A 23,268-nucleotide genomic window follows, 5' to 3' on the forward strand; every position below is an offset into this window, starting at 1 on the left:
CCTTACGGATCCGGCGCACCGTTCGGTGTGCCGGAGAGGAAGGTAGGAAGACGATGGGTGACAGGGCGTCACACCGGGGAGCCAACCGTCCGGTGCTACCGGGGTAGGGGGTGTACGGGGGGACAGCCCCCCGTCGAGCAGGGGGCCGGCGGCAGGGGCGGCTACGCCTCGCCCGGAGCCACCAGCCCCGACTCGTACGCGAAGATGACGGCCTGTGCCCGGTCCCGGAGCCCGAGCTTCGCCAGCACCTTGCCGATGTGCGTCTTCACCGTCTGCTCGGCCAGCACCAGCCGCGCGGCGATCTCCTGGTTCGACAGGCCCCGGGCGATCAGCTCCAGGACCTCCGTCTCGCGCGGTGTCAGACCGTTCAGCCGCAGCGCCGGCCCGCCGGACGGCGGAGCCGGGCGCTGCCGTGCGAAGTCCGCGATGAGCCGCCGCGTCACGGACGGCGCGAGGAGCGCGTCGCCCGCCGCCACGACCCGCACCGCCGAGATCAGGTCCGCCGGCGGTGCGTCCTTCAGGAGGAACCCGGACGCGCCGGCGCGCAGCGCCTCGTAGACGTAGTCGTCGACGTCGAACGTGGTGAGCATCAGGACCTTCGGCCGGTGCACCACCCCCCTCGGCGGGCTCAGCAGCTCGCGGGCGGCGGCCAGTCCGTCCATCTCCGGCATCCTGACATCCATCAGGACGACGTCCGGGTGCACCGACCTGCTGACGTCGACGCCCTGGCGCCCGTCCGGGGCCTCGCCCACCACGTCGATGTCGCTCTGCGCCGACAGCAGCGCGGCGAACCCGGCCCGCACCATGGCCTGGTCGTCGACGATGATCACGCGGATGGTCACGATTCCTCCGGAGTCACGGATGGAGAGGGCGGCCGGTCCGGTGGCAGCGGGAGCCGCGCGGCCACCCGGAAGCCCCCGTCCGGCAGGGGCCCGGTGTCGAGTGTGCCGCCGGTCAACCGTACGCGTTCCCGCATGCCGACCAGCCCGTGTCCCGTCCCCGACGTCTCCAGCGGCGAACCCGGCTTCCCCGCCTCCTCGTTCACGACCAGCACCGTCAGATGACCGTCGCGCGCCGTGACCGACACCCGGGTCCGCGCGCCCGGCGCGTGCCGCACCACATTGGCCAGCGCCTCCTGCACGATGCGGTACGCCGACAGGTCCACCGCCTGCGGCACTCCGCCCCGCTCCAGCGCCTCCCGCACGTCCGTCGCCATCGACAGCTCGGCCGGGAGCCCCGTCCGTACCGTCGCCTCCACCAGCTGCTGCACCCGGTCGAGTCCGGGCTGCGGGGCGAGTTCGCCCCGGCTGCCGTCGCTGCGCAGGACCGACAGCAGCCGGCGCATCTCGGCCAGCGACTCCCGGGCCCCGGCCGCGATCGAGGCGAACTCCGCCCGCGCCTCCTCGGAGAGCCCCTCGACCCGGTACGGCGCCGAGTCGGCCTGCACCGTGATCACCGACATGTGGTGCGCGACCACGTCGTGGAGCTCGCGGGCGATCCGGGTGCGCTCCTCCAGCAGCGTGCGCTGCGCCCGCTCGGCCTCGCTGATCGTCTCCTGTTCGACGAGCCGTCGCTGGGCCTCGCTCCGCTCGCGTACCGCCGCCCCGATCACCAGCACCGCGCTGCTGAGGATGAACAGGAGGAGCGCGCTGGTGTTGCCGTGCGAGGTCCTGAACAGATACAGCAGAAGGCCCCCCGCGCCCGTCGCCAGCCAGACGCCGATGGCTGTCCGCCGGCTCTCCCGCAGCCCGAGGGCCAGCAGCACGAAGAGGTAGCCGACAAGGCCCGGAGGGGTCCACGGCCAGAGGGCGTCGGGGCGCAGCCCCTGGCCCAGCAGCACCAGGGCGCCCACGATGTCGGCGCCGAAGACGATCCACCAGGCCTGCAGCGGCCGGTGGGCCAGCATGAGCAGGGGAGCGGCCTGTCCGACGGCCAGGGCTCCGGCGAGCGCGCCGGGCACCCCGTAGTCGTTGGCCAGCACCTGGATCGTGACCGGGATGAAGATCGCGGTGAGCGCGACCACAGCCACGTACGGCAGCAGCCGCAGCCAGCGCCTCGGGGAGTCGGCGAACAGCGGGGTCGGCGGGTGGGACGCGTGGGACAGCCCGTGGGCGAGCTCGCGCAGATTGCGGCGGGCGGCGCTCAGCAGACCGTCGGTGGGCGGGGGCCCGGTGGGAGATGGGGGCATGATCGGGTCAGAGTAGGCGCGGAGTGTGCCGGGTGGCGTCATACCGGGGGGTGGACCGCCGGCCGCCCGCCCCGTACCCAGGTAGGGGACGGTGCCGTTCCGGGAGCGGGACGGCGGGGTGCGGCCTACAGCTCGGCGAGGAGCTCCGCCTTCTTCGCGCTGTACTCCGCGTCCGTCACCAGGCCCGCCTGGTGCAGGTCCCCGAGGTGGCGTATCCGTTCCGCGATGTCCGCGGGGTCGCGCCGCGCGCCGCCCACCGGGACCGGCGCGGTCGCGACCGGCACCGACTGGGTGCGGCGGACGGACTCCAGGACCGCCGCGGCGAAGGGCAGCGACTCGTGCACCGGCCCGTAGCCCAGGCCGAACACCACAGCGGCGGGATCCTGGTCCGGCTGGGCGCGGACGGGCGTCCCGCCGGGCACCGGGTCCGGTCCGGGTCCGTCCGCGTCGGAGTCCGCCGCCGCGCCGCGTGGCAGCAGCCGGAGATATCCCTCGAAGGCCTCGGGTGAACGCCACTCGATCCCGCCCAGCTCCGCCACGGGGAACGTCTGGTCGCCCGCCTTCCACTTGGCGCTCGACGCCCCCGTCCAGAACCACCGGAAGGAGACCAGGGCCCCGTCGAATCCGGCCCGGCCGTCGTACGCCTTGAAGTGCATCGGCGCCTCGGGCGCCGTCACCATGAAGCGTTCGGCGGGCAGGGACGCCTCGGATCCGAGCAGGGCGCGCAGCTCGTCGGCGTAGTACTCGGCGAGCGTCTCGCGTTCGGCGGGCAGCACCAGGCGGTAGGGGTCGTTCCCCTCCTTGAGCTGCCCGGCCGCAGCCGCGAGCAGTGGATCGGCACCTGGTCTCGGCACCGCGCGCAGGACCACCGTGCCCCGCTTGCCCGGGGTCAGCGTCACCGAAGACAACGCCGCGTACGGAATGCGGCGTTCACGCAGACTCTGGAAGAGCCTCGGCGTGCGGATTCCCCGTTCGAAGCGGATGAGCACGGAGTCGGTGTCGAACTCCCAGGTGGCATGAATTCCGGCCAGCACATCACCCATGTGCCTCATCGTATGTGGCACAGGCCCGCACGTCCCCCCTTCGGTACAGGCGCAATCGCGACCAAGCAGGCAGGCCGTTCGCCGCTCTCTACGCGCGTCAGACGTCTTTCTACGCGCGTCAGACCTCTGTCTCACCGGAAATCTCCCGATGGCACGCACCATCCGAGCTCGCACAGCTGACCGAGTCGTAGGCGCCCACGCCGATCGCGGCGAAGTTGCTGAGACTCTCCGTGCCCGGCTCGAAATAGCCGCTGTGCCCGATCGCGCCGTTCGCCGACACGATCCGCGCGCCGAAGGCCGGGTCGACCGGGTCGGCGCCGTGTCCGAGCCCGCCGACCGCCATGTTCGGCACGTCCGCGATCCAGTCGTCGCTGTCCCGCATCGCCCAGACCCTGGCCCCGGTGTGCAGGGCGCCGGCGCTGTCCGCCCGCATCCCGGGACTGCCGGCCACCGCGATGTCGGACACCCTGGACGGCAGCTCGCGTGCGGCCACGCCGCACAGCACGGAGCCGTAGCTGTGGCAGAACAGCGAGACGTCCGACGTGCCGGGCAGCGCGTCCAGGAGTCCGTTCAGCCGCTCCGCGCCCTCCGCCGCGAGCCCGCCCAGCGCGGAGTCCATGCCGATCCCGACGGGCGCCGTGTAGTCGGCCCACGCGATGACCGCCGTACGCGAACCGGGGAGCGCCGAGCGCTCCGCGGCGTACAGCGACTGCGCCATGCCGACGGGCGCCGCGTTCTTCTTGATGCCGGTGCGCTCCAGCGTCAGGAGATTCGTGTCGACCCCCGGGACGACGACCGAGACCCGCTCGGCCCGGTCGAGGTCGCCGAGCACCTCGGCCGCCCGGCCGCGGCCCGACGGATCGAAGGCGAGGAACTGCCGGTCGCCGGAGAGCATGGACCGGAAACGTGCCAGCCGGAGCGCGGCCTGATGGCGCCCGTCCGGTGAGAGACGTGTGTCCTGTGTCCGTTGTTCCTCGGCCGATTCCGCCTGCACCAGCGCGTGCCGGTTGGCCCGGTAGCGCAGGGTGACCGGAGCGCCGTTCAGATTCCCCACCACCAGCGGGTACTTGTCGGCCAGGGCGACCTGCTGGCCCACCGTGAGCGTCGCGAAGAAGTGCGCCAGCCGGTATGCCGGGGCGCTCACGTCCGGGAGGGCGTGACCGGCTATGCGGTCCTTCGCCCAGGATGCGAGCGCCGTCTCGCGCGGCGCTGACGAGTGCTGATGACGCACAGCGGTCCATCCGGTGGTCGCCAGCATCACGAACACGACCGCGATGGCGAGCAGAGCGCGCCACGCGGTGAGAGTGGGGGAGGAGTCGAAGGAAGTCACTGCGCCCCACCCTAGGAGACGCGCGCGTGGCGCCGTGGCAGGGGTGACACGGATCACTCGACCGCGGGGAATTGACCGTCCGTCTCTTACGCTCCGTGTGCGCCGGATCCACAATCCGACGCGGTCGAAGCCCGTCGCACACGCGAATCGGCATGCGGAGCAGGGGCATTGTGAGTTCGGCCATGCGGAAGCGGTGAGGGGTGCGGCACAGCTGTGCGGTCCGCGTAAACCTGCCTACGCGGCGCGCCAGCTCCCGGAGAGCGCAGGTCCGAGCTGGTCCAGGTGGAGTTCGGTCAGTTCCCGGAGCGCCTCCACCCCCGCGTCCTTCCGGCGGCCCCACAGCTGTCCGGTCATCCGCATCACCCCGGAGAACGCCGCGACGGCCACTCGGGGGCGCGGATCCGCCTCCGGGTCGATCCCCTCACGCTCCGCGATCAGCATGGCGGTCTGGTGCTCCAGGCCGATGTGGCGGCGCATATGGGCGGCGTGCAGCGCGGGAGTCGACTCGATCACCCGGTAGGCGCGCATCTGGAGTTCGACCGTGACGTCGTCGTCGCTCTCGGCGATGGTCTTCCAGGCGTCCAGGGCCGCCCGGCGCATTGCCTCGAAAGGGGCTTCCGTGGCGGGACGTTGACGCAGCTCCGCGAGGAAGCGCGCGTCCACCGCCTCCTGGACGGCGAAGGCGACGGCTTCCTTGTTGGCGAAGTAGCGGAAGAAGGTGCGCTGGGAGACGTCGACGGCGTCGACGATCTCGTCCACCGTCGTCCGGTCGTAGCCCTGTGTGGTGAAGAGCCTGAGGGCGGTGTGCAGCAGGGCTTCGCGGGTGCGCCTCTTCTTCCGTTCGCGCAACCCCGTCGGAGCCCCCGGCGTGGGAACCCCGGTTGTCTGCCTGCGTGTCACGTACCGGACCCCTTTTCCCTGCTTTTCCCTGATCAGCCTACCTGTGAGCTACGTGACAGTTACTGTCTTGTGAATTGGTTTGTCAAGTGTCAGTAGCTGACATAACGTCCTGCGCATGACTAGTCAGACCACTGTCGAGAAGGCACCGCGGGAGCCCGAAGACACCCTTGTTCCCGCACCGGTGAAAGGGCTGCGCGGCCATCCCTGGCTGACGCTCTTCGCCGTCGCCATCGGCGTGATGATGGTGGCGCTCGACGGCACGATCGTCGCGATCGCCAACCCCGCCATCCAGCAGGACCTCGGCGCCTCGCTCGCCGACGTCCAGTGGATCACCAACGGTTACATGCTCGCCCTCGCGGTCTCCCTGATCACCGCGGGCAAGCTCGGTGACCGTTTCGGTCACCGGCAGACGTTCCTCATCGGCATCGCGGGGTTCGCCGCCGCGTCGGCGGCCATCGGCTTCTCCGGCAGCGTCTCCCTGGTGATCTTCTTCCGGGTGCTGCAGGGACTCTTCGGCGCGCTGCTGATGCCGGCGGCGCTCGGCCTGCTGCGCGCCACCTTCCCCGCCGAGAAGCTGAACATGGCGATAGGCATCTGGGGCATGGTGATCGGCGCCTCGACCGCGGGCGGGCCCATCCTCGGCGGCGTGCTCGTGGAGCACGTGAGCTGGGAGTCCGTCTTCTTCATCAACGTCCCCGTCGGAGTGATCGCGCTCCTCTTCGGCCTCGTGATCCTCAGGGACCACCGCGCCGAGAACGCCCCGAAGTCCTTCGACATCGGCGGCATCGTCCTCCTGTCGCAGGCGATGTTCTGCCTGATCTGGTCGCTGATCAAGGGCTCCGAGTGGGGCTGGGGCGACTGGAAGACCCTCGGCTTCCTCGGCGCCGCCCTCGTCCTGTTCCTCGTGTTCGCGCTCTCCCAGAAGAACGTCCGCGAGCCGCTGATCCCGCTGGCCATGTTCCGCTCCGTGCCGCTGTCCGCCGGTGTGGTCCTTATGGTGCTGATGGCGTTCGCCTTCATGGGCGGCCTGTTCTTCGTCACCTTCTACCTGCAGAACGTCCACGGCATGAGCCCCGTCGACAGCGGTCTGCACCTGCTGCCGCTGACCGGAATGATGATCGTCGGCTCACCGCTCGCCGGCGCCGCGATCACCAGGTTCGGGCCGCGTGTGCCGCTGGTCGGCGGCATGGTGTCCGTCGCGATCGCCATGTTCGGCATGTCCCAGCTGAGCATCGGCACCGGGACGCTGACCATGTCGCTCTGGTTCGCGCTGCTCGGCTTCGGCCTCGCGCCGGTCATGGTCGGCGCGACCGAGGTCATCGTGGGCAACGCCCCGATGGAGCTCTCCGGTGTCGCGGGCGGACTCCAGCAGGCCGCCATGCAGGTCGGCGGAAGCCTCGGCACGGCCGTGCTCGGCGCCGTCATGGCCGCCCAGGTCGACGCGAAGCTCGACGACAACTGGAAGGCCGCGGAGCTCCCGCCGGTCGACTCGGCGCAGCTGGACCAGGCCTCCGCCGCCATCAAGGTCGGTATGCCGCCGATCGCACCCGACACCCCGCCGGAGATCGCGGCGAAGATCACGGGCGTCGCCCATGACACCTTCGTGTCGGGCATGAGCTCGGCCTTCATGGTCGCGGGCATCGTCGCGGTGGCCGCCGCCCTGGTCGCCACGCTCACCAAGCGGGGCAAGAACGCCGAGGCCGGAATGGGCGCGGGCCACATCTGAGCCCTCGAAGACACCTGGCCCGCTCCGGGCCGCACCTGTGCCCCAGGCGTCAACACAGCGCACCCGACAGCCCCGCCGGACAGTTCCGGCGGGGCTGTCGCCTATCAGGGTGGTCCGCAGGCCGGCCCCTTCCCGGCCCATACTTCCGCAGGTCAGAGTGCGGACATGGCGAGCCGCCCGGCTCGCTCGACCACGGGGGTTGATCCACCATGCGCAAGACCGTCCTCGCCGCCACCCTGGCGGCCACCGCACTCGTCCCGGCCACGGCCCTGTCCTCCGGCGCCGCGCCGGCCGCCCACCACGGACCCGCCGGCCAGGAGCGCTCCCGCAGCGCCCCGCAGTCCGCCCCGGCGGGGCTCGCGCCGTGCGGCGCGGGGCAGCTCTGTCTCTGGGCGAAGTCCGACTTCACCGGGGACAGGCAGGTCCATGAGCTGTCCACCGTGGACATCGAGAGCTGCGTCCCCCTCCCGGAGGGACGCCACGCCCAGGCGCTCGTCAACCGCACCGGGCGGCCCGTCACCACCTATCAGTCGGCCGAGTGCGCGGAGACCGGCGAGTTCGAGACGTACCCGGGAGGCGGCACCTGGGTACCCAGGTCGCCGTACGCGGTCCGGGCCTTCAAGATCTGGGAGAGCTGAGCGAACGCCGAAGGGCGGCGGGCCAGGGCCCGCCGCCCTTCTTCCGGAACCGTGGGCTCCTTACGCGTCGCCACCCTCCGGGCCGGGGCCCGCGGCGGCCACGTCCAGCAGCTCGTAGCGGTCCAGCGCCGTCTTCAGCGCCGAACGGTCGATCTTGCCTTCCTTGGCCAGCTCCGTCAGCACCGCGAGCACGATCGACTGCGCGTCGATGTGGAAGAAGCGGCGGGCCGCTCCCCGCGTGTCGGCGAAGCCGAAGCCGTCCGCTCCCAGCGACTGGTAGGCACCGGGAACCCAGCGCGCGATCTGGTCGGGCACGGAACGCATCCAGTCCGAGACCGCCACGAACGGGCCCTCGGAGCCGGAGAGCTTCTGCGTCACGTAGGGGACGCGCTGCTCCTCCTCCGGGTGGAGCAGGTTGTGGCGCTCCACGTCCACGGCCTCACGGCGCAGCTCGTTCCAGGAGGTCGCCGACCAGACGTCCGCCTTCACGTTCCACTCGTCGGCGAGGATCCGCTGGGCCTCGACCGCCCACGGGACCGCCACGCCGGACGCCAGGATCTGGGCCGGGATCTCGCCCTGCTCACCGGCGCGGTAGCGGTGCACGCCCTTGAGGATGCCCTCGACATCCACGTCGGCGGGCTCGGCCGGGTGCTGGATCGGCTCGTTGTAGACGGTGAGGTAGTAGAAGACGTCCTCGCTGTCCTCGCCGTACATCCTGCGCAGACCGTCCTTGACGATGTGCGCGATCTCGTACCCGAACGCCGGGTCGTAGGAGACACACGCCGGGTTCGTCGAGGCGAGCAGCTGGGAGTGGCCGTCGGCGTGCTGCAGCCCCTCACCGGTCAGCGTCGTACGGCCGGCGGTCGCGCCCAGAACGAATCCGCGCGAGAGCTGGTCGGCCATCTGCCAGAACTGGTCACCGGTCCGCTGGAAACCGAACATCGAGTAGAAGACGTACACCGGGATCAGCGGCTCACCGTGCGTGGCGTAGGCCGAGCCCGCGGCGATCAGCGAGGCCGTGCAGCCGGCCTCGGAGATGCCGTCGTGCAGCATCTGGCCGGTCGGCGACTCCTTGTACGCGAGGAGGAGCTCACGGTCCACGGACTCGTACTGCTGACCGAGCGGGTTGTAGATCTTCGCGCTCGGGAAGAACGCGTCCATACCGAAGGTGCGGTACTCATCGGGTGCGATCAGCACGAAGCGCTTGCCGATCTCCTTGTCCCGCATGAGGTCCTTCAGTACACGGACGAACGCCATGGTCGTGGCGATCGACTGCTGACCCGAACCCTTCTTCGCGGTCGCGTACGCCTTGTCGTCCGGAAGGGGCAGCGGCTTCGCCCGCACCACACGCGTCGGGACGTAACCGCCCAGGCCCTGGCGGCGGTCGTGCATGTACTGGATCTCTTCCGAGTCGCGACCCGGGTGGTAGTATGGCGGGTTGCCGTCCTCCAGCTGCTTGTCCGCGATCGGGATGTGCAGACGGTCACGGAAGCGCTTCAGGTCGTCCGCCGTGAGCTTCTTCATCTGGTGGGTCGCGTTGCGGCCCTCGAAGTTCGGTCCGAGCGTCCAGCCCTTGACCGTCTGCGCCAGGATCACCGTCGGCTGCCCCTTGTGGGCCTTGGCCGCCGCATACGCCGCGTAGACCTTGCGGTGGTCGTGACCGCCGCGGCCCAGGTGCAGGATCTGGTCGTCGGACATGTCCTTGACCATGTCCCGCAGCCGCGGGTCGTCACCGAAGAAGTGGTCACGGATGTACGCCCCGGTCTCGGTCGCGTACGTCTGGAACTGGCCGTCCGGGGTCGTGTTCAGCTTGTTGACCAGGATGCCCGTGCGGTCCTGCGCGAGCAGCGGGTCCCAGGTGCGGTCCCAGACCAGCTTGATGACGTTCCACCCGGCGCCCCGGAACTGCGACTCCAGCTCCTGGATGATCTTGCCGTTGCCGCGCACCGGGCCGTCGAGGCGCTGCAGGTTGCAGTTCACCACGAAGGTGAGGTTGTCCAGGCCCTCACGGGCGGCGATGGAGAGCTGGCCGAGGGACTCGGGCTCGTCCATCTCGCCGTCGCCGAGATAGGCCCAGACGTGCGACTTGGAGGTGTCGGCGATGCCGCGCGCCTCCATGTAGCGGTTCATCCGCGCCTGGTAGATCGCACCGAGGGGGCCGAGGCCCATCGAGACGGTCGGGAACTCCCAGAAGTCCGGCATCGACCGCGGGTGCGGGTAGCTGGAGAGCGCGTGGCCCGCCTTCGACTTCTCCTGGCGGAAGCCGTCGAGCTGGGCCTCGCTCAGCCGGTCGAGCAGGAAGGCGCGGGCGTAGATGCCCGGGGACGCGTGCCCCTGGAAGAAGATCTGGTCGCCGCCCAGGCCGTCGTCCTTGCCGCGGAAGAAGTGGTTGAAACCCACGTCGTACAGCGAGGCGGAGGAGGCGAACGTGGCGATGTGGCCGCCGACACCGATCCCGGGGCGCTGGGCGCGGGAGACCATCACCGCGGCGTTCCACCGGGTCGCGTTGAGGACCTTGCGCTCGATCTCCTCGTCGCCCGGGAAGAAGGGCTCGTCCTTCGTGGCGATCGTGTTGACGTAGTCGGTGCTGCGCATCTCGGGCACGGCCACGCGCTTCTCGCGCGCGCGCTCGATGAGCCGGAGCATCAGATAGCGGGCCCGCTCACGGCCGCGCTCGTCGACGGCGGCGTCGAGGGAGTCGAGCCATTCCTGGGTCTCTTCAGGATCGAAGTCCGGGACCTGGCTCGGAAGGCCGCCAATGATGATCGGGTTGCGATCGGATCCGGAAGCCACGCTGTTCCTTCGCTGTTCGGTGGTGCTCTTCGGGGGCCTGTACGCGGGGAACGTACCCCCGGGCGGCTGCTGCACGCCGCCTCCATCGTGTACCGCGAGGAGCCGGACGTCATCTCTACTGTGGGGTAACACGAGGTTCCAGGACGCCGTGTCCGGGCACCAGTACCAGCAGCGCGAGAGCAGTCCTGCCCAAACCGCAACCATACGCCCAACCCGGCCAAGCGTTCCCAAAGCCCGTTCGAATCCGAATGCCGGAGCGAAACGGCATAAGCTGAGGAAGGACGTAAGACCGACAGGCGGTCGGTCTAAAGGGTCCGGACACCATTTCCGGCCCCGCGAGAGACATGCCGGTAGTTGCGGCGACGTGGCAGGGAACGTCACCGTTTAGGCGGTCTCGGACGCCGGGTACTTGCGCGATTCGCCGAGCCCGTGTGGACTACGGCCAATGCCCCGCGCACGCGCGTGGCTGAAGCATTTTCCGAAACATGATCAGGAGGCAACCCGTGAGCGCGACCGCGGACCACGCGGAGGAACGGACCAACACGGCCGCAAGGCTTGGGTTCGAACCCGGACAGGTGGTCCAGGAGATCGGCTACGACGACGACGTCGAGCAGGAGCTCCGTGAGGGCATTGAGGCCACAATCGGCCAGGAACTCGTCGACGAGGACTACGACGACGTCGCTGACGTCGTCCTGCTCTGGTTCCGTGACGAGGACGGCGACCTTACGGACGCGCTGGTGGATGCCATTGGTCTGATCGAGGACGGCGGGGCGGTCTGGTTGCTGACGCCCAAGACCGGCCGCGACGGATACGTCGAACCGAGCGACATCAACGAGGCTGCCCAGACAGCTGGTCTCGCCCAGACCAAGAGCATCAGCGCGGGCAAGGACTGGACGGGCAGCCGTCTGGTCACTCCCAAGGGGGCCCCGGCCAAGCGCTGAGAGCTCTTTCACCACCGCGGGCCCCCGACGGCATCACGCCGTCGGGGGCCTTCGTACGCGCCGGTGCGGACCTGCCCGGGTACCGCCCGGGACGCTGCGTAGGGTGGGTGTCACCCGGACGGCCCAGGCCGGGGAAGTGTGACGTTCGTGAAGGGATGCGTATTACATGGCGATCGAGGTCGGCACGAAGGCTCCGGATTTCGAGCTGAAGGACAACCACGGGCGCACCGTGAAGCTCTCTGATTTCCAGGGTTCTCACGGTGCCAAGAACGTGGTGCTGCTCTTCTACCCCTTCGCCTTCACCGGTGTCTGCACGGGGGAGCTGTGCGCGCTCCGCGACGAGCTGCCCAGGTTCGAGAACGACGACACCCAGCTGCTCGCCGTCTCCAACGACTCGATCCACACCCTGCGCGTCTTCGCCGAGCAGGAGGGGCTGGAGTACCCGCTGCTCTCGGACTTCTGGCCGCACGGGGAGACCTCGCGGGCATACGGCGTCTTCGACGAGGACAAGGGCTGCGCGGTGCGCGGCACGTTCATCATCGACAAGGAGGGCGTGGTCCGCTGGACCGTCGTCAACGGCCTGCCGGACGCGCGTGACCTGAACGACTACGCCAAGGCACTCGACTCGCTCTGATCCCGGGCGCTCCGGAGTCCGTGATGTGCGGGATCCGGGGTTTGCGACCTGCCGGATGCGGGGATCTCCTGGCGGCGACCGGCCAAAAGCCTGTTTTGGCCGGGAACCGGTCACTAGGATCCAATCGTTGATCCGATGCCAACGCACGACGGGGGCGCTGGTGTCTGCCGGCCCTCTCAAAACTTTTGGAGGACTCGTGGGAGTCAGCCTCAGCAAGGGCGGCAACGTCTCGCTGACCAAGGCCGCGCCGAACCTGACCGCGGTCATCGTGGGTCTGGGCTGGGATGCCCGGACGACCACCGGCGGTGACTTCGACCTCGACGCCAGCGCGCTGCTGACGAACGTCGAGGGCAAGGTCGGCAGCGACGGGAATTTCGTCTTCTTCAACAACCTCAAGAGCCCCGACGGCTCGGTCGAGCACACCGGCGACAACCTCACCGGTGAGGGCGAGGGCGACGACGAGGTCATCAAGGTCAACCTGGCCGGCGTCCCGGCCGACGTCGACAAGATCGTCTTCCCGGTCTCGATCTACGAGGCCGAGAGCCGTCAGCAGAGCTTCGGCCAGGTCCGCAACGCGTACATCCGCGTGGTGAACCAGGCCGACAACAGCGAGCTCGCCCGCTACGACCTGAGCGAGGACGCCTCGACCGAGACCGCCATGGTCTTCGGCGAGCTCTACCGCAACGGCGCGGAGTGGAAGTTCCGTGCCATCGGCCAGGGATATGCCTCGGGTCTGCGCGGCATCGCGCAGGACTTCGGCGTCAACGTCTGAGCCGGTCCGGAGGATCCTCCGGACACCCACAGCTCCATCGCGTCCGGCGCCGCACCATGTGCGGCGCCGGACGCGCTCGGCAGAGCGCCCGCGTCCGTCTGGCGCCCTGCCGGGCCGCAATACCGTCCATCGACTCGGGGAGGACACACCATGGGCGTCACGCTCGCCAAGGGAGGCAACGTCTCCCTCTCCAAGGCCGCACCGGATCTCACTCAGGTGCTGGTCGGGCTCGGCTGGGACGCACGATCCACGACGGGAGCCGACTTCGACCTCGACGCCAGCGCACTGCTGTGCCAGTCGGGCCGGGTCCTCGGCGACGAGTGGTTCGTGTTCTACAACAACCTCACCAGCCCCGACGGCTCCGTCGAGCACACCGGCGACAACCTCACGGGGGAGGGTGACGGCGACGACGAATCCGTCATCGTGAACCTCACGCAGGTGCCGGCGCACTGCGACAAGATTCTTTTCCCGGTTTCGATCCATGAAGCCGACAATCGTGGGCAGACATTCGGTCAGGTGGCCAATGCCTTCATCCGCGTGGTGAACCAGGCGGACGGCCAGGAGCTGGCACGGTACGACCTCAGCGAGGACGCGTCGACGGAGACGGCGATGATCTTCGGTGAGCTCTACCGCTACGGCGGCGAGTGGAAATTCCGTGCAGTCGGACAGGGGTACGCGTCAGGGCTGCGGGGCATCGCTCTAGACTTCGGGGTCAACGTTTCGTAAAGCCGCGCACGGCGCGGGGGAGCCCCGTACTCAACCGGGGGAGACCCGTTACATACACGATGGGGTAGCCAGTGCTTCTGAAAACCTTCGGCTGGTCGTTCGCGGTTACCGCGCTCGGCCTGGTCGCAGCGGTGTTCTACGGGGGGTGGCAGGCATTCGGCGTCGTCGCGATCCTGTCGGTCCTGGAGATCTCGCTGTCCTTCGACAACGCGGTGATCAACGCCGGAATCCTGAAGAAGATGAGTGCCTTCTGGCAGAAGATCTTCCTCACCGTCGGCGTGCTCATCGCGGTCTTCGGTATGCGGCTGGTCTTCCCCGTCGTGATCGTGGCCATCAGCGCCCAGCTCGGACCCATCGAGGCCGTTGATCTCTCGTTCAATGACCCCGAGCGGTACAAGGAACTGGTGACGGACGCCCACCCGTCCATCGCCGCCTTCGGCGGGATGTTCCTGCTCATGATCTTCCTCGACTTCATTTTCGAGGACCGTGACATCCAGTGGCTGCGCTGGATCGAGCGCCCGCTCGCCAAGCTCGGCAAGGTCGACATGCTGTCGGTCTGCGTCGCGCTGATCGTCCTGCTGATCGCGGCCATGACCGTCGCGACCCACGCCCACCAGCACGGTGGCGGGCACGCCGACAAGGCCGAGACCGTGATGCTCTCCGGCATCGCGGGTCTGATCACGTACCTCGTGGTCGGCGGTCTCTCCGGATTCTTCGAGAACAAGCTCGAGGAGGAGGAGGAACGCGAGCACGAGGCCGAGGAAGAGGCCAGGAAGTCCGGCAAGTCCCCCTCCGCGGTGGTCCTCGCCGGCAAGGCCGCGTTCTTCATGTTCCTCTACCTCGAGGTCCTCGACGCGTCCTTCTCGTTCGACGGTGTCATCGGCGCCTTCGCCATCACCAACGAGATCGTCCTGATGGCGCTCGGCCTCGGTATCGGCGCCATGTACGTCCGTTCGCTCACCGTGTACCTGGTCCGCCAGGGCACCCTGGACGACTACGTCTACCTGGAGCACGGCGCGCACTACGCGATCGGCGCCCTCGCGGTCATCCTGCTCGTCACCATCCAGTACGAGATCAACGAGCTCATCACCGGTTCTGTCGGGGTCATCCTGATCGCCTGGTCCTTCTGGTCCTCGGTGCGGCGCAACAAGGCGATCGCCGCGGCCGGCGGCGACGGCTCCGATTCCAAGGCGGAAGTGTCCTCCGGGGTGTGACCCGGTAAGGATTGAGGAACGCTCTCTCTGCGGGGCGGCCACGGTGGCGGTTCTCCGGGAACACCCGGACCCGGCCCGGAGGCCGCCCCGCAGTGACGTGCGGGGTGTGAGCCGCAGGTGCGGGGCCGGGCGGTACTACCGATACAAATGGGGGTTGGGATGGCCTTCTGGGACGGCCTGTTTCCGCGGCGGGCCGCGCAGTTCGAGTCGGGTAACTCCGCGACGAACTCGATCGTGCTCTCCAAGCGCAACGCCACGGTCTCGCTGAACAAGCAGGGCGCCCTGTCGGGCAACCTGCGCGTCAACCTGTCGTGGCGGATGCGTACGTCGGACTTCGGCGGAAGGTCGCGGCAGAGCGGCCGGCTGCTGCGTCCACTGAAGCTCTTCCAGCCCGACGTGGTCCAGGCGCACACCCAGGGCATGGTCAACGTCGACCTGGACCTGGGCTGCATGTACGAACTGGCGGACGGCACCAAGGGCGTTGTGCAGCCCCTGGGCAACCTCATCGGTGACCTGAACGTGGCGCCGTACATCAGGCTCAGCGGTGACGACCGCTTCGGGGCGCCGTCGGGCGAGACGGTCTACGTGAACCTCGACAAGCGCGACGAGCTCAAGCGCCTGCTGTTCTTCGTGTACATCTACGACCAGACTCCGGCCTTCGACCGTACGCACGCCAAGGTGACGCTCTATCCGGGCAACGGCCCGCGCATCGAGATCGAGCTGGACGAACGGGCCCCGCAGGCCCGCTCCTGCGCGGTGTTCACGGTGGAGAACGTCAAGGGCGAGCTGATCGTGCGCCGCGAGGTGAAGTTCGTGTACGGCTTCCAGTCGGAGCTGGACCGGATGTACGGCTTCGGCATGCAGTGGGGACGCGGCTACAAGACGCGGGCCTGAGTGCGCGCCGTGAAGGGCGGCTGCGCCTCCGGTTCACGACCGGAGGAACTGCGGGCCCTGCGGGGGAAGCACGAAATTCGGGTCCGCGGCGTGCGCCGCCGCCGCTGCGGGCTGCGGGTAGCCGTACGTCGGCTGGGCCGGGGCGGGCTGCGGGTAGCCGTAGGCGGGCTGAGGGGCCGCCGCGGGCTGCTGCGGGTAGCCGTAGGCTGGCTGGGGCGCCACGGACGGCTGGGGGTAGCCGTACGCGGGCTGCTGGTGCTGGACCGTGGCCTGGGAGTCGGGCGAGGGCGCGGTGGCCTCCGGCGCGGACCCGTCGGGAGCGCTGGGCACGGCCGCCGGACCGGCTTCGGAGGCCGCCTCCGCCTCGTCCACCGAGATCCCGAAGGCGGTGGCCAGCCCGACGAGGCCCGTCGGGTATCCCTGCCCCACCGCCCGGAACTTCCAGCCGTCACCGCGCCGGTACAGCTCGCCGCAGATGATGGCCGTCTCCTCGCCGGTCTCCGCACGCACATCGAACATCGCGAGCGGCTCACCGTCGGCGGACGCCGCGTCGTACAGCGATATCCGCAGGTCCGTCACGCGTTCGAACGCCTCTTCGTCGCAGGACGCGGCGATGACCACCTGCTCCACGGAGGGGTCGAGCGCCGACAGGTCCGCCTCGATCGTGTCCGTGAGCCCTTCGGGAGCGCTGCGCTTGGGCAGGCGCCGCACGAGGCCCGACGGGTGCCGCGGCTGGTTGTAGAAGACGAAGTCCTCGTCGGAGCGCACTTGCCCGGAGGGGCCGATCAGCAGGGCGGAGGCGTCCACATCAGGGACCCCGGCCCCCGGGGTCCATCGCAGCACGGCCCGTACGGCCATGGCGTCGAGAGGGACGTTCGAGCCCTTCAGCATCGCGTGCGTCATGGCGGTCATCCTGCCTGCTGGGGTGGTGTCCGGACAACGCGGGGGTACGAACCAGTAGGCCAGGCAGGGTTCGCGAGGGGCACGCAGGCGCGCCGCACGGGGTATGAGATACGCCGGGGACACCTGAAGTTCATAAGGACGGGGAACCGGCGACACCTCCCCGAACGTACTATTACCGGCCATACGTTTATCCGGCCCATCAGGCAGTACGGGGGAATCACATGCGTCATTTCGGGCATATCTCGCCCGCTGTCCGGGAGGATCTGTTCTTCAGGGAGCCGTGTGCATTCGACGCGGATTCCTCCTCCCGCCTGCTGTCCACGGCCCTCGGGGCCACGCTCTACAGCCCCGCGAACCGGCCCAGGCTGGCCGATGACGTGATCAAGCAGGGCGGTCAGGGTGTGGTCTCCATGGTGCTCTGCCTGGAGGATTCCATCGACGACGCCGAAGTGGTCGGTGCCGAGGCCAACCTGGTCCGGCAGTTCGCCGACCTCGAGGCGCGGGACGCCGACGTGCCGCTGCTCTTCATCAGGGTCCGCGAGCCGGAGCAGATTTCCGACCTCGTACGACGGCTCGGCAGCTCCGCCCGATTGTTGTCCGGATTCGTACTTCCGAAATTCACGGAGGAGCGGGGCGAGCTCTTCCTGGAGGCGCTCACCGCGGCCGAGGCGAGCGGCGGGCACCGGCTTTTCGCGATGCCCGTCCTCGAATCGCCCGAGCTGCTGCACCTGGAGACCAGGGGCGAGACCCTGCGGGGAATCTCCCGCACCGTCGACAAGTACCGCGACCGGGTCCTGGCGCTGCGGCTCGGCGTCACCGACTTCTGCTCCGCCTACGGTCTGCGCCGGGCCCCCGACATGACGGCGTACGACGTCCAGATCGTCGGCGCCGTCATCGGCGACGTCGTCAACGTCCTGGGCCGGTCGGACGGCACCGGCTTCACCATCACCGGTCCCGTGTGGGAGTACTTCCGGCTCCAGGAGCGGATGTTCAAGCCTCAGCTGCGCCGCAGCCCCTTCGGGCAGGCCGAGGAGCTGCGCACCGCGCTCATCGAGCACGACCTCGACGGGCTGCTGCGTGAGATCGAGCTGGACCGGGCCAACGGCCTGCTCGGCAAGACCTGCATCCATCCGTCGCACGTCCTGCCTGTGCACGCGCTGTCGGTGGTCAGCCACGAGGAGTACAGCGACGCGCAGGACATCCTGCGGCCGGAGCGGGGCGGCGGCGGAGTGCTGCGCTCCGCGTACACGAACAAGATGAACGAAGTGAAGCCCCACCGCGCCTGGGCCGAGCGGACCCTCCTGCGGGCCGAGGTCTTCGGCGTGGCCCGCGAGGACGTCGGCTTCGTGGAGCTCCTGGCCGCCGGCGTGACGGCCTGAGCGCGGACATGGGCGTATACGGGCGAGCGGACGAGCAGATACGGGAAGAAGAGGCAGTGGACGTGGAGTGGTCGGGTAACTGGGTCGCGGAGCGGCTCGGGGTCGAGCTCGTCGGCGACGGGGAGCTCCGGGAGCTGCTGGGCCTCGCCCTGCGCCGCAATCCCAAGCGGGCCCACCTGCTCGTGTCGAACATCCTGGGCAAGCACGTGCCGCAGCGGCCGTCCGTCGTCCACGGCGTGGGCTTCGAGCTCGGCGAGCGGGTGCGGAACCTGCTGGGGGAGGCGGAGGCCCGCCGCGCGGTCGTCCTCGGCTACGCGGAGACGGCCACGGGCCTCGGCCACGCCGTCGCGGACGGGCTCGGGGTGGCTCCGTACCTCCACTCGACCCGGCGCCCCGTCGCCGGCGTCGCACAGGCCGGCGGTTTCGAGGAGGCGCACTCGCACGCCACCTCCCATCTGCTGCTGCCGGAGGACCCGGACCTGCTGAGCGCGTCGGCGGAGGGCTCGCCGCTGGTCCTGGTCGACGACGAGTTCTCCACCGGCAACACCGTGCTCAACACCGTCCGTGCCCTCCACGCGCGCTACCCCCGCGACCGGTACGTCATCGTCGCCCTGGTGGACATGCGCTCCGAGGCCGACCAAGGGCGGCTCGCCGAGTTCGCCGAGGAGATCGGTGCGCGCGTCGACCTGGTGGCCCGCGCCCGGGGCACCGTGCGCCTGCCCGACGGAGTCCTGGAGAAGGGCCGGGACCTGGTGGCCGCGCACGAAGCCGGACATGCGCCGGACGAGCCCCCCGCGCCACGGACCGCCCCCGCACGCGTCGCCCTGGACTGGCCCGCCGGCGTACCCGACGGCGGACGCCACGGCTTCACGCCCGTCCACCGCGCGGCCCTGGAAGCCGCTCTGCCGGGCATGGCCGCCCGGATCGCCGACGCCGTGGGCGACGCCCGCAAGGTGCTCGTCCTCGGCTTCGAGGAGCTGATGTACGCGCCCCTGCGGCTCGCCACCGCGCTGGAGGACGCCACCACGGCCGAGGTGCGCTACTCCACCACCACCCGCTCGCCCGTCCTCGCCGTCGACGACCCCGGCTACGCCATACGCAGCCGCCTCGTCTTCCCCGCCCACGACGACCCCGCCGACGGGCCGGGCGACCGGTACGCGTACAACGTCGCGGGCGCGGGCTTCGACGCCGTCGTCGTGGTGGTCGACTCCACCGCCGACACCCCCGCCCTGCACGCCCCGGACGGGCTGCTGGCCCGGCTCGCCGGCCACACCGACCAGGTCGTGCTCGCGGTCGTCCCCTCGTACGTGCCGTCGCCGACCCCCCACAGGCAGGAAGCCGCCATGCTGCCCGAACCCCTCCGGGGACCCGCCTTCTCCTCCTACGCGGCGGACGACGTCGGCTGGCTGCTCCAGGACCTCTCCGACACAGCCCTGGAAGCCCCCACCGAGGAGCGCGAGGAGGCGATCCAGAGCGGCGGCGCACACTACGCCGAGTCGCTGCCAGTCGAGTACCAGCCCAGCCCGCAGTACCAGGAGCTGTTCAAGGCGGCCCTGGACACCTCGGCGGCCCGCATCGCACGGGCCGTCGGCACCGTCACCGAGACCGTCCTGGCGGAGAGGGGCCCCCGCCCCGTCCTGGTCTCCCTCGCCCGGGCCGGCACCCCCGTCGGGGTCCTCATGCGCCGGTGGGCCCAGCACCGGCACGGCCTCGACCTGCCGCACTACGCCGTCTCCATCGTCCGGGGCCGGGGCATCGACGCCAACGCCCTGCGCTGGCTGGCCGCCCACCACGACCCGGCGGACGTCGTCTTCGTCGACGGCTGGACCGGGAAGGGCGCCATCACCCGCGAACTCGCCGCCGCCCTGGAGGAGTTCGGCGGCTTCAACCCGGAGATCGCCGTACTGGCCGACCCGGGCGGCTGCGTACGGACGTACGGGACGCGCGAGGACTTCCTCATCCCGTCCGCCTGCCTCAACTCCACGGTGTCCGGGCTGATCTCCCGTACGGTCCTGCGCTCCGACCTGGTCGGCCCGCACGACTTCCACGGCGCGAAGTTCTACAGCGAGCTCGCCGGCGCCGACGTCTCCGGCCTCTTCCTGGACACGGTCGCCGCCCGCTTCGACGAGGTCGGCGACGCGGTGGACGCCGAGGCGAAGGAGCTGCTCGCCGCGGACCGCGCCCCCACCTGGGAGGGCTGGGCCGCCGTCGAACGCATCAGCGAGGAGTACGGCATCCACGACGTGAACCTGGTCAAGCCCGGCGTGGGCGAGACGACCCGGGTGCTGCTGCGCCGCGTTCCCTGGAAGATCCTGGCCAAGCGGGGAGCCGGCGCCGACCTCGACCATGTGCGGCTGCTCGCCGAGCAGCGCGGCGTCCCGGTCGAGGAGGTCGGAGAACTCCCGTACACCTGCGTCGGACTGATCCACCCCAAGTACACCCGCGGCGCCACCGGCGCGGACGGCACGGCGGTGACGGCGAAGTGAGCGAGACCGCGAACACGCCCGACGACGCGACCACGGGCACCTCCGGGGACGACCCCGTGACGCTGGTGGCCAGCGACCTGGACCGCACCCTCATCTACTCGGCGGCCTCGCTCCAGCTGACCATGCCGGACGAGCAGGCCCCCCGCCTGCTCTGCGTCGAGGTCTACGGCGGCGCCCCCCTCTGCTACATGACGGAGACGGCCGCAGCACTGCTCGACCAGCTGGCCCGCACCACGGTGTTCGTCCCGACCACCACCAGGACCCGGGAGCAGTACGGCCGCATCCACCTGCCCGGGCCCGCCCCCCGGTACGCCATCTGCGCCAACGGCGGGCACATCCTGGTCGACGGCGTCTCCGACCCGGACTGGCAGGCCCATGTGGCCCGCCGTATCGCCGGGGAGTGCGCCTCCCTCGGCGAGGTCCGTGCCCACCTCCAGGCGGCGGGCGACCCCTCCTGGCTGCTCAAGGAACGGGTCGCCGAGGACCTCTTCGCCTACCTCGTCGTCGACCGCGGAGCCCTCCCCGAGGGCTGGGTCAAGGAGCTGTCCGCCTGGGCGGACACCAAGGGATGGACCGTCTCACTCCAGGGCCGCAAGATCTACGCCGTCCCCAAGCCGCTCACCAAAAGTGCCGCCATGCACGAGGTGGCCCGCCGCAGTGGTGCCACGCTGACGCTCGCCGCAGGGGACTCGCTCCTGGACGCCGACCTCCTGCTCGCCGCCGACCGGGCCTGGCGCCCGGGCCACGGCGAGCTGGCCGACTGCGGCTGGGGCGCACCCAACACCGAGGTGCTCCGGGAGAGGGGCGGCGCCGCGGGCGAGGAGATCCTCCGCCGCTTCCTGCGCGCCGCCGACCCCCGCGGGTGAATTGCTGAGCGCGCGCGAGCGATCTTCGGCAAGCTGGTCGGGCCGCCGACCGGAGGAGATGCGCATGACCAAGGGCAACAACACCAAGATCACCGACGAGCTGTACGCGTACACACTGGCGCACAACCCTCCGCTGGACGTGGTGCAGCGCGAGCTCGTGGAGACCACGTACGCCGAGCTGCCCGACCAGGCGGGTATGCAGTCCGCACAGGAGCAGGGCCCGCTGCTCGCCTTCCTCGTCGGGCTGACGGGGGCCCGGTACATCGTGGAGGTCGGCACCTTCACGGGCTTCTCGGCCCTGTCCATGGCCCAGGCGCTGCCCGCGGACGGCGTGCTGATCGCCTGCGACATCTCCGAGGAGTGGACGGCGTACGGCCGCGAGGCCTGGGAGAAGGCCGGCGTCGCCGACCGGATCGACCTGCGGATCGCGCCCGCCCTGGACACCCTGCGCGCGATGCCGGCCGAGCCGCACATCGACATGGCCTACCTGGACGCGGACAAGGGCAACTACATCGCGTACTGGGAGGAGCTGGTCCCGCGCATGCGCCCCGGCGGGCTTGTCGTCACCGACAACGTGCTCTTCCACGGAGGCGTCACCGACCCGCTGGCGACCGGGGCCACGGCCGCCATCAGGGGCTTCAACGACCATGTCCGCGCCGACGACCGGATGGAGAGCGTCATGCTGACGGTGGCGGACGGACTGACGCTCTCGCGCAAGAAGTAGCGGGGCTGCCCCGGCGAGGGCAGATGGGGGCCGGCCGCACCAGCTGCCAGGTGGGGGCCGGCCTCAGCGGCCGCCTGGTGGGGGCCGGCCGCACCAGCTCAACGGACCACGCCCCTGGAGGCGTGCCGCCGAACGGGATGCGAAAGCGGCAACCCAGCGCATCCAACACCGTTCGGGACGCGCCCAGAACACATCAGTGGGTCCAGGACTCACTCATGCACACTGGATAGGAACGGTCAGCCGCAGCAACCCCCACCGCAGCAGCCGCCCCCGCCCGAGGGTGCGGCAGCGGGCGCGGAGGAGGCAGAGCCGCCGCCCACCGCCACGGTGGAGAGCAGCTTCACGGTGTCCTCGTGCCCGGCGGGGCAGGAAGCGGGATCGGATGACTCGGCCATCGGGCGGCTGAGTTCGAACGTCTCGCCGCAGGGGCGGCAGCGGTACTCGTAACGAGGCATGGCCCCAGATTAGAGCCTCTTCGCCTTCGCGACCTCGGGCATCGGGGCGCGGGGGCGGCGCTCCTCCCTCGCGACCTGCTCGGGGTGGCGGGCGCGCCAGTACGGATTGTCGTGGGGGAGACCGCCGGTGACCCTTCCGTACATGCCGAACATCATCAGCAGCAGCCCGACCACGAAGCTGAACAGCACGTTCTGCATGCGGAAGGCCAGGAAGTTCATCCCGGTGTCCAGCAGCGCCAGATTCACGAAGCCGCTGAGGATGAAGGCGATGCCCAGGACCATGTTCAGCGTCGAGGCGAAGTTCCCGCCGATGACCATGCCGACGAAGAGCAGCAGCCCGACACAGATGGACAGGATGCTCAGCGCACCGTTGGTGTTGAGGCCCGCCACCGTGTCGCCGCCGGTGTCGAAGAAGCCGATACGGTCGATGAGCCCCAGGATGCCGAAAGCGACGAGCAGAAGGCCCATCAGGCCCGCCCCCACCCGGTAGACCCGGCTGAGGCGGTGGTCGACGGGCAGATGGTCGTCGAGGACGGCCTTGCGGTGGGCGGGCTTGCCCGGCCGGCGCGTGGGATGCAGGACGTGAGTGGCCATGACGGCCTCCTTCGGCCGAGTGCGGCCAGGGACGCCTCAGCGGAAGCCGCTGCGTACCTCCA

General features: G+C 70.0%; 21 protein-coding genes. 12 read left to right on the forward strand and 9 right to left on the reverse strand.

Annotated elements, in window-relative coordinates:
* Nucleotides 1-161: 161 nt before the first annotated feature.
* The 5 genes from ACIQM3_RS15520 to ACIQM3_RS15540 all read right to left on the reverse strand — a co-directional run bounded on the left by ACIQM3_RS15520 (nt 162) and on the right by ACIQM3_RS15540 (nt 5,461).
* The gene (locus tag ACIQM3_RS15520; protein ID WP_401623981.1) at nt 162-842 is read right to left on the reverse strand and encodes a response regulator; all 681 of its coding nucleotides are present in this window, start codon (nt 840-842) and stop codon (nt 162-164) included.
* Entirely contained in the window at nt 839-2,188 is a 1,350-nt protein-coding gene (locus ACIQM3_RS15525) for a sensor histidine kinase (protein ID WP_401623983.1), read from the reverse strand. Before ACIQM3_RS15525 ends, ACIQM3_RS15520 begins: the two co-directional genes overlap by 4 nt.
* A 125-nt stretch (nt 2,189-2,313) precedes the next feature.
* On the reverse strand, nt 2,314-3,231 hold the full coding sequence (locus ACIQM3_RS15530; protein ID WP_401623985.1) for a DUF4429 domain-containing protein: 918 nt from the start codon (nt 3,229-3,231) through the stop codon (nt 2,314-2,316).
* A 118-nt stretch (nt 3,232-3,349) separates the two neighbouring features.
* On the reverse strand, nt 3,350-4,561 hold the full coding sequence (locus ACIQM3_RS15535) for an alpha/beta hydrolase (protein WP_401623987.1): 1,212 nt from the start codon (nt 4,559-4,561) through the stop codon (nt 3,350-3,352).
* 234 nt (nt 4,562-4,795) lie between these two features.
* Entirely contained in the window at nt 4,796-5,461 is a 666-nt protein-coding gene (locus ACIQM3_RS15540; RefSeq protein ID WP_401623989.1) for a TetR family transcriptional regulator, read from the reverse strand.
* Between the two features lie 238 nt (nt 5,462-5,699).
* Here ACIQM3_RS15540 and ACIQM3_RS15545 point away from each other — a divergent pair, with 238 nt between their 5' ends.
* Entirely contained in the window at nt 5,700-7,187 is a 1,488-nt protein-coding gene (locus ACIQM3_RS15545) for an MFS transporter (protein ID WP_401624365.1), read from the forward strand.
* Nucleotides 7,188-7,396: 209 nt separating this feature from the next.
* Nucleotides 7,397-7,825 carry a peptidase inhibitor family I36 protein gene (locus tag ACIQM3_RS15550; RefSeq protein WP_401623991.1) on the forward strand — a complete coding sequence of 143 codons (429 nt, stop codon included), beginning with the start codon at nt 7,397-7,399 and terminating at the stop codon, nt 7,823-7,825.
* Between the two features lie 60 nt (nt 7,826-7,885).
* Here ACIQM3_RS15550 and aceE read toward each other — a convergent pair whose 3' ends face one another.
* Nucleotides 7,886-10,618 carry a pyruvate dehydrogenase (acetyl-transferring), homodimeric type gene (gene aceE / locus ACIQM3_RS15555; protein WP_401623993.1) on the reverse strand — a complete coding sequence of 911 codons (2,733 nt, stop codon included), beginning with the start codon at nt 10,616-10,618 and terminating at the stop codon, nt 7,886-7,888.
* 503 nt (nt 10,619-11,121) lie between these two features.
* Between aceE and ACIQM3_RS15560 the strand changes: the two genes are divergently transcribed.
* From ACIQM3_RS15560 to ACIQM3_RS15585, 6 genes are all read left to right on the forward strand, one after another.
* On the forward strand, nt 11,122-11,559 hold the full coding sequence (locus ACIQM3_RS15560) for a DUF3052 domain-containing protein (protein ID WP_031092598.1): 438 nt from the start codon (nt 11,122-11,124) through the stop codon (nt 11,557-11,559).
* Nucleotides 11,560-11,725: 166 nt separating this feature from the next.
* Nucleotides 11,726-12,193, forward strand: coding sequence for a peroxiredoxin (locus ACIQM3_RS15565; RefSeq protein ID WP_401623995.1), 468 nt, complete (start codon nt 11,726-11,728; stop codon nt 12,191-12,193).
* 196 nt (nt 12,194-12,389) lie between these two features.
* Nucleotides 12,390-12,965 carry a TerD family protein gene (locus tag ACIQM3_RS15570; RefSeq protein ID WP_401623997.1) on the forward strand — a complete coding sequence of 192 codons (576 nt, stop codon included), beginning with the start codon at nt 12,390-12,392 and terminating at the stop codon, nt 12,963-12,965.
* Between the two features lie 150 nt (nt 12,966-13,115).
* Nucleotides 13,116-13,691 (forward strand): TerD family protein, encoded by a 576-nt coding sequence (locus ACIQM3_RS15575; RefSeq protein WP_401623999.1) that lies wholly within the window; start codon nt 13,116-13,118, stop codon nt 13,689-13,691.
* A gap of 71 nt (nt 13,692-13,762) precedes the next feature.
* Complete coding sequence (locus ACIQM3_RS15580) at nt 13,763-14,905, forward strand: DUF475 domain-containing protein (protein WP_401624001.1); 1,143 nt, start codon at nt 13,763-13,765, stop codon at nt 14,903-14,905.
* Nucleotides 14,906-15,064: 159 nt separating this feature from the next.
* Nucleotides 15,065-15,799 carry a Tellurium resistance gene (locus ACIQM3_RS15585; RefSeq protein ID WP_401624003.1) on the forward strand — a complete coding sequence of 245 codons (735 nt, stop codon included), beginning with the start codon at nt 15,065-15,067 and terminating at the stop codon, nt 15,797-15,799.
* 33 nt (nt 15,800-15,832) lie between these two features.
* Here the strand turns inward: ACIQM3_RS15585 and ACIQM3_RS15590 are convergent, their stop codons facing one another.
* Nucleotides 15,833-16,711 (reverse strand): TerD family protein, encoded by an 879-nt coding sequence (locus ACIQM3_RS15590; RefSeq protein ID WP_401624005.1) that lies wholly within the window; start codon nt 16,709-16,711, stop codon nt 15,833-15,835.
* Nucleotides 16,712-16,923: 212 nt separating this feature from the next.
* On the opposite strand from ACIQM3_RS15590, the gene ACIQM3_RS15595 reads away from it, so the two are divergent.
* The 4 genes from ACIQM3_RS15595 (at nt 16,924) to ACIQM3_RS15610 (ending at nt 22,157) form a co-directional block, all read left to right on the forward strand.
* Nucleotides 16,924-18,081: an HpcH/HpaI aldolase/citrate lyase family protein gene (locus ACIQM3_RS15595; protein WP_401624006.1), complete on the forward strand. Its 1,158-nt coding sequence runs from the start codon at nt 16,924-16,926 to the stop codon at nt 18,079-18,081.
* A gap of 8 nt (nt 18,082-18,089) precedes the next feature.
* Complete coding sequence (locus ACIQM3_RS15600; RefSeq protein WP_401624008.1) at nt 18,090-20,567, forward strand: phosphoribosyltransferase; 2,478 nt, start codon at nt 18,090-18,092, stop codon at nt 20,565-20,567.
* A complete protein-coding gene (locus ACIQM3_RS15605; protein WP_401624010.1) occupies nt 20,564-21,433 on the forward strand; it encodes an HAD family hydrolase in 870 nt (289 codons plus the stop codon). The genes ACIQM3_RS15600 and ACIQM3_RS15605 overlap by 4 nt, the downstream gene beginning before the upstream one ends.
* Before the next feature lie 64 nt (nt 21,434-21,497).
* Nucleotides 21,498-22,157 carry an O-methyltransferase gene (locus tag ACIQM3_RS15610; protein ID WP_401624012.1) on the forward strand — a complete coding sequence of 220 codons (660 nt, stop codon included), beginning with the start codon at nt 21,498-21,500 and terminating at the stop codon, nt 22,155-22,157.
* Between the two features lie 236 nt (nt 22,158-22,393).
* Here the strand turns inward: ACIQM3_RS15610 and ACIQM3_RS15615 are convergent, their stop codons facing one another.
* Together ACIQM3_RS15615 and ACIQM3_RS15620 are read right to left on the reverse strand one after the other, a co-directional pair.
* Complete coding sequence (locus ACIQM3_RS15615; RefSeq protein WP_401624014.1) at nt 22,394-22,612, reverse strand: zinc ribbon domain-containing protein; 219 nt, start codon at nt 22,610-22,612, stop codon at nt 22,394-22,396.
* Nucleotides 22,613-22,621: 9 nt separating this feature from the next.
* Nucleotides 22,622-23,206 carry a DUF4383 domain-containing protein gene (locus ACIQM3_RS15620; protein ID WP_401624016.1) on the reverse strand — a complete coding sequence of 195 codons (585 nt, stop codon included), beginning with the start codon at nt 23,204-23,206 and terminating at the stop codon, nt 22,622-22,624.
* Nucleotides 23,207-23,268 lie beyond the last annotated feature (62 nt).

It is taken from the genome of Streptomyces sp. NPDC091271, from assembly GCF_044757505.1.
Lineage (GTDB): Bacteria > Actinomycetota > Actinomycetes > Streptomycetales > Streptomycetaceae > Streptomyces.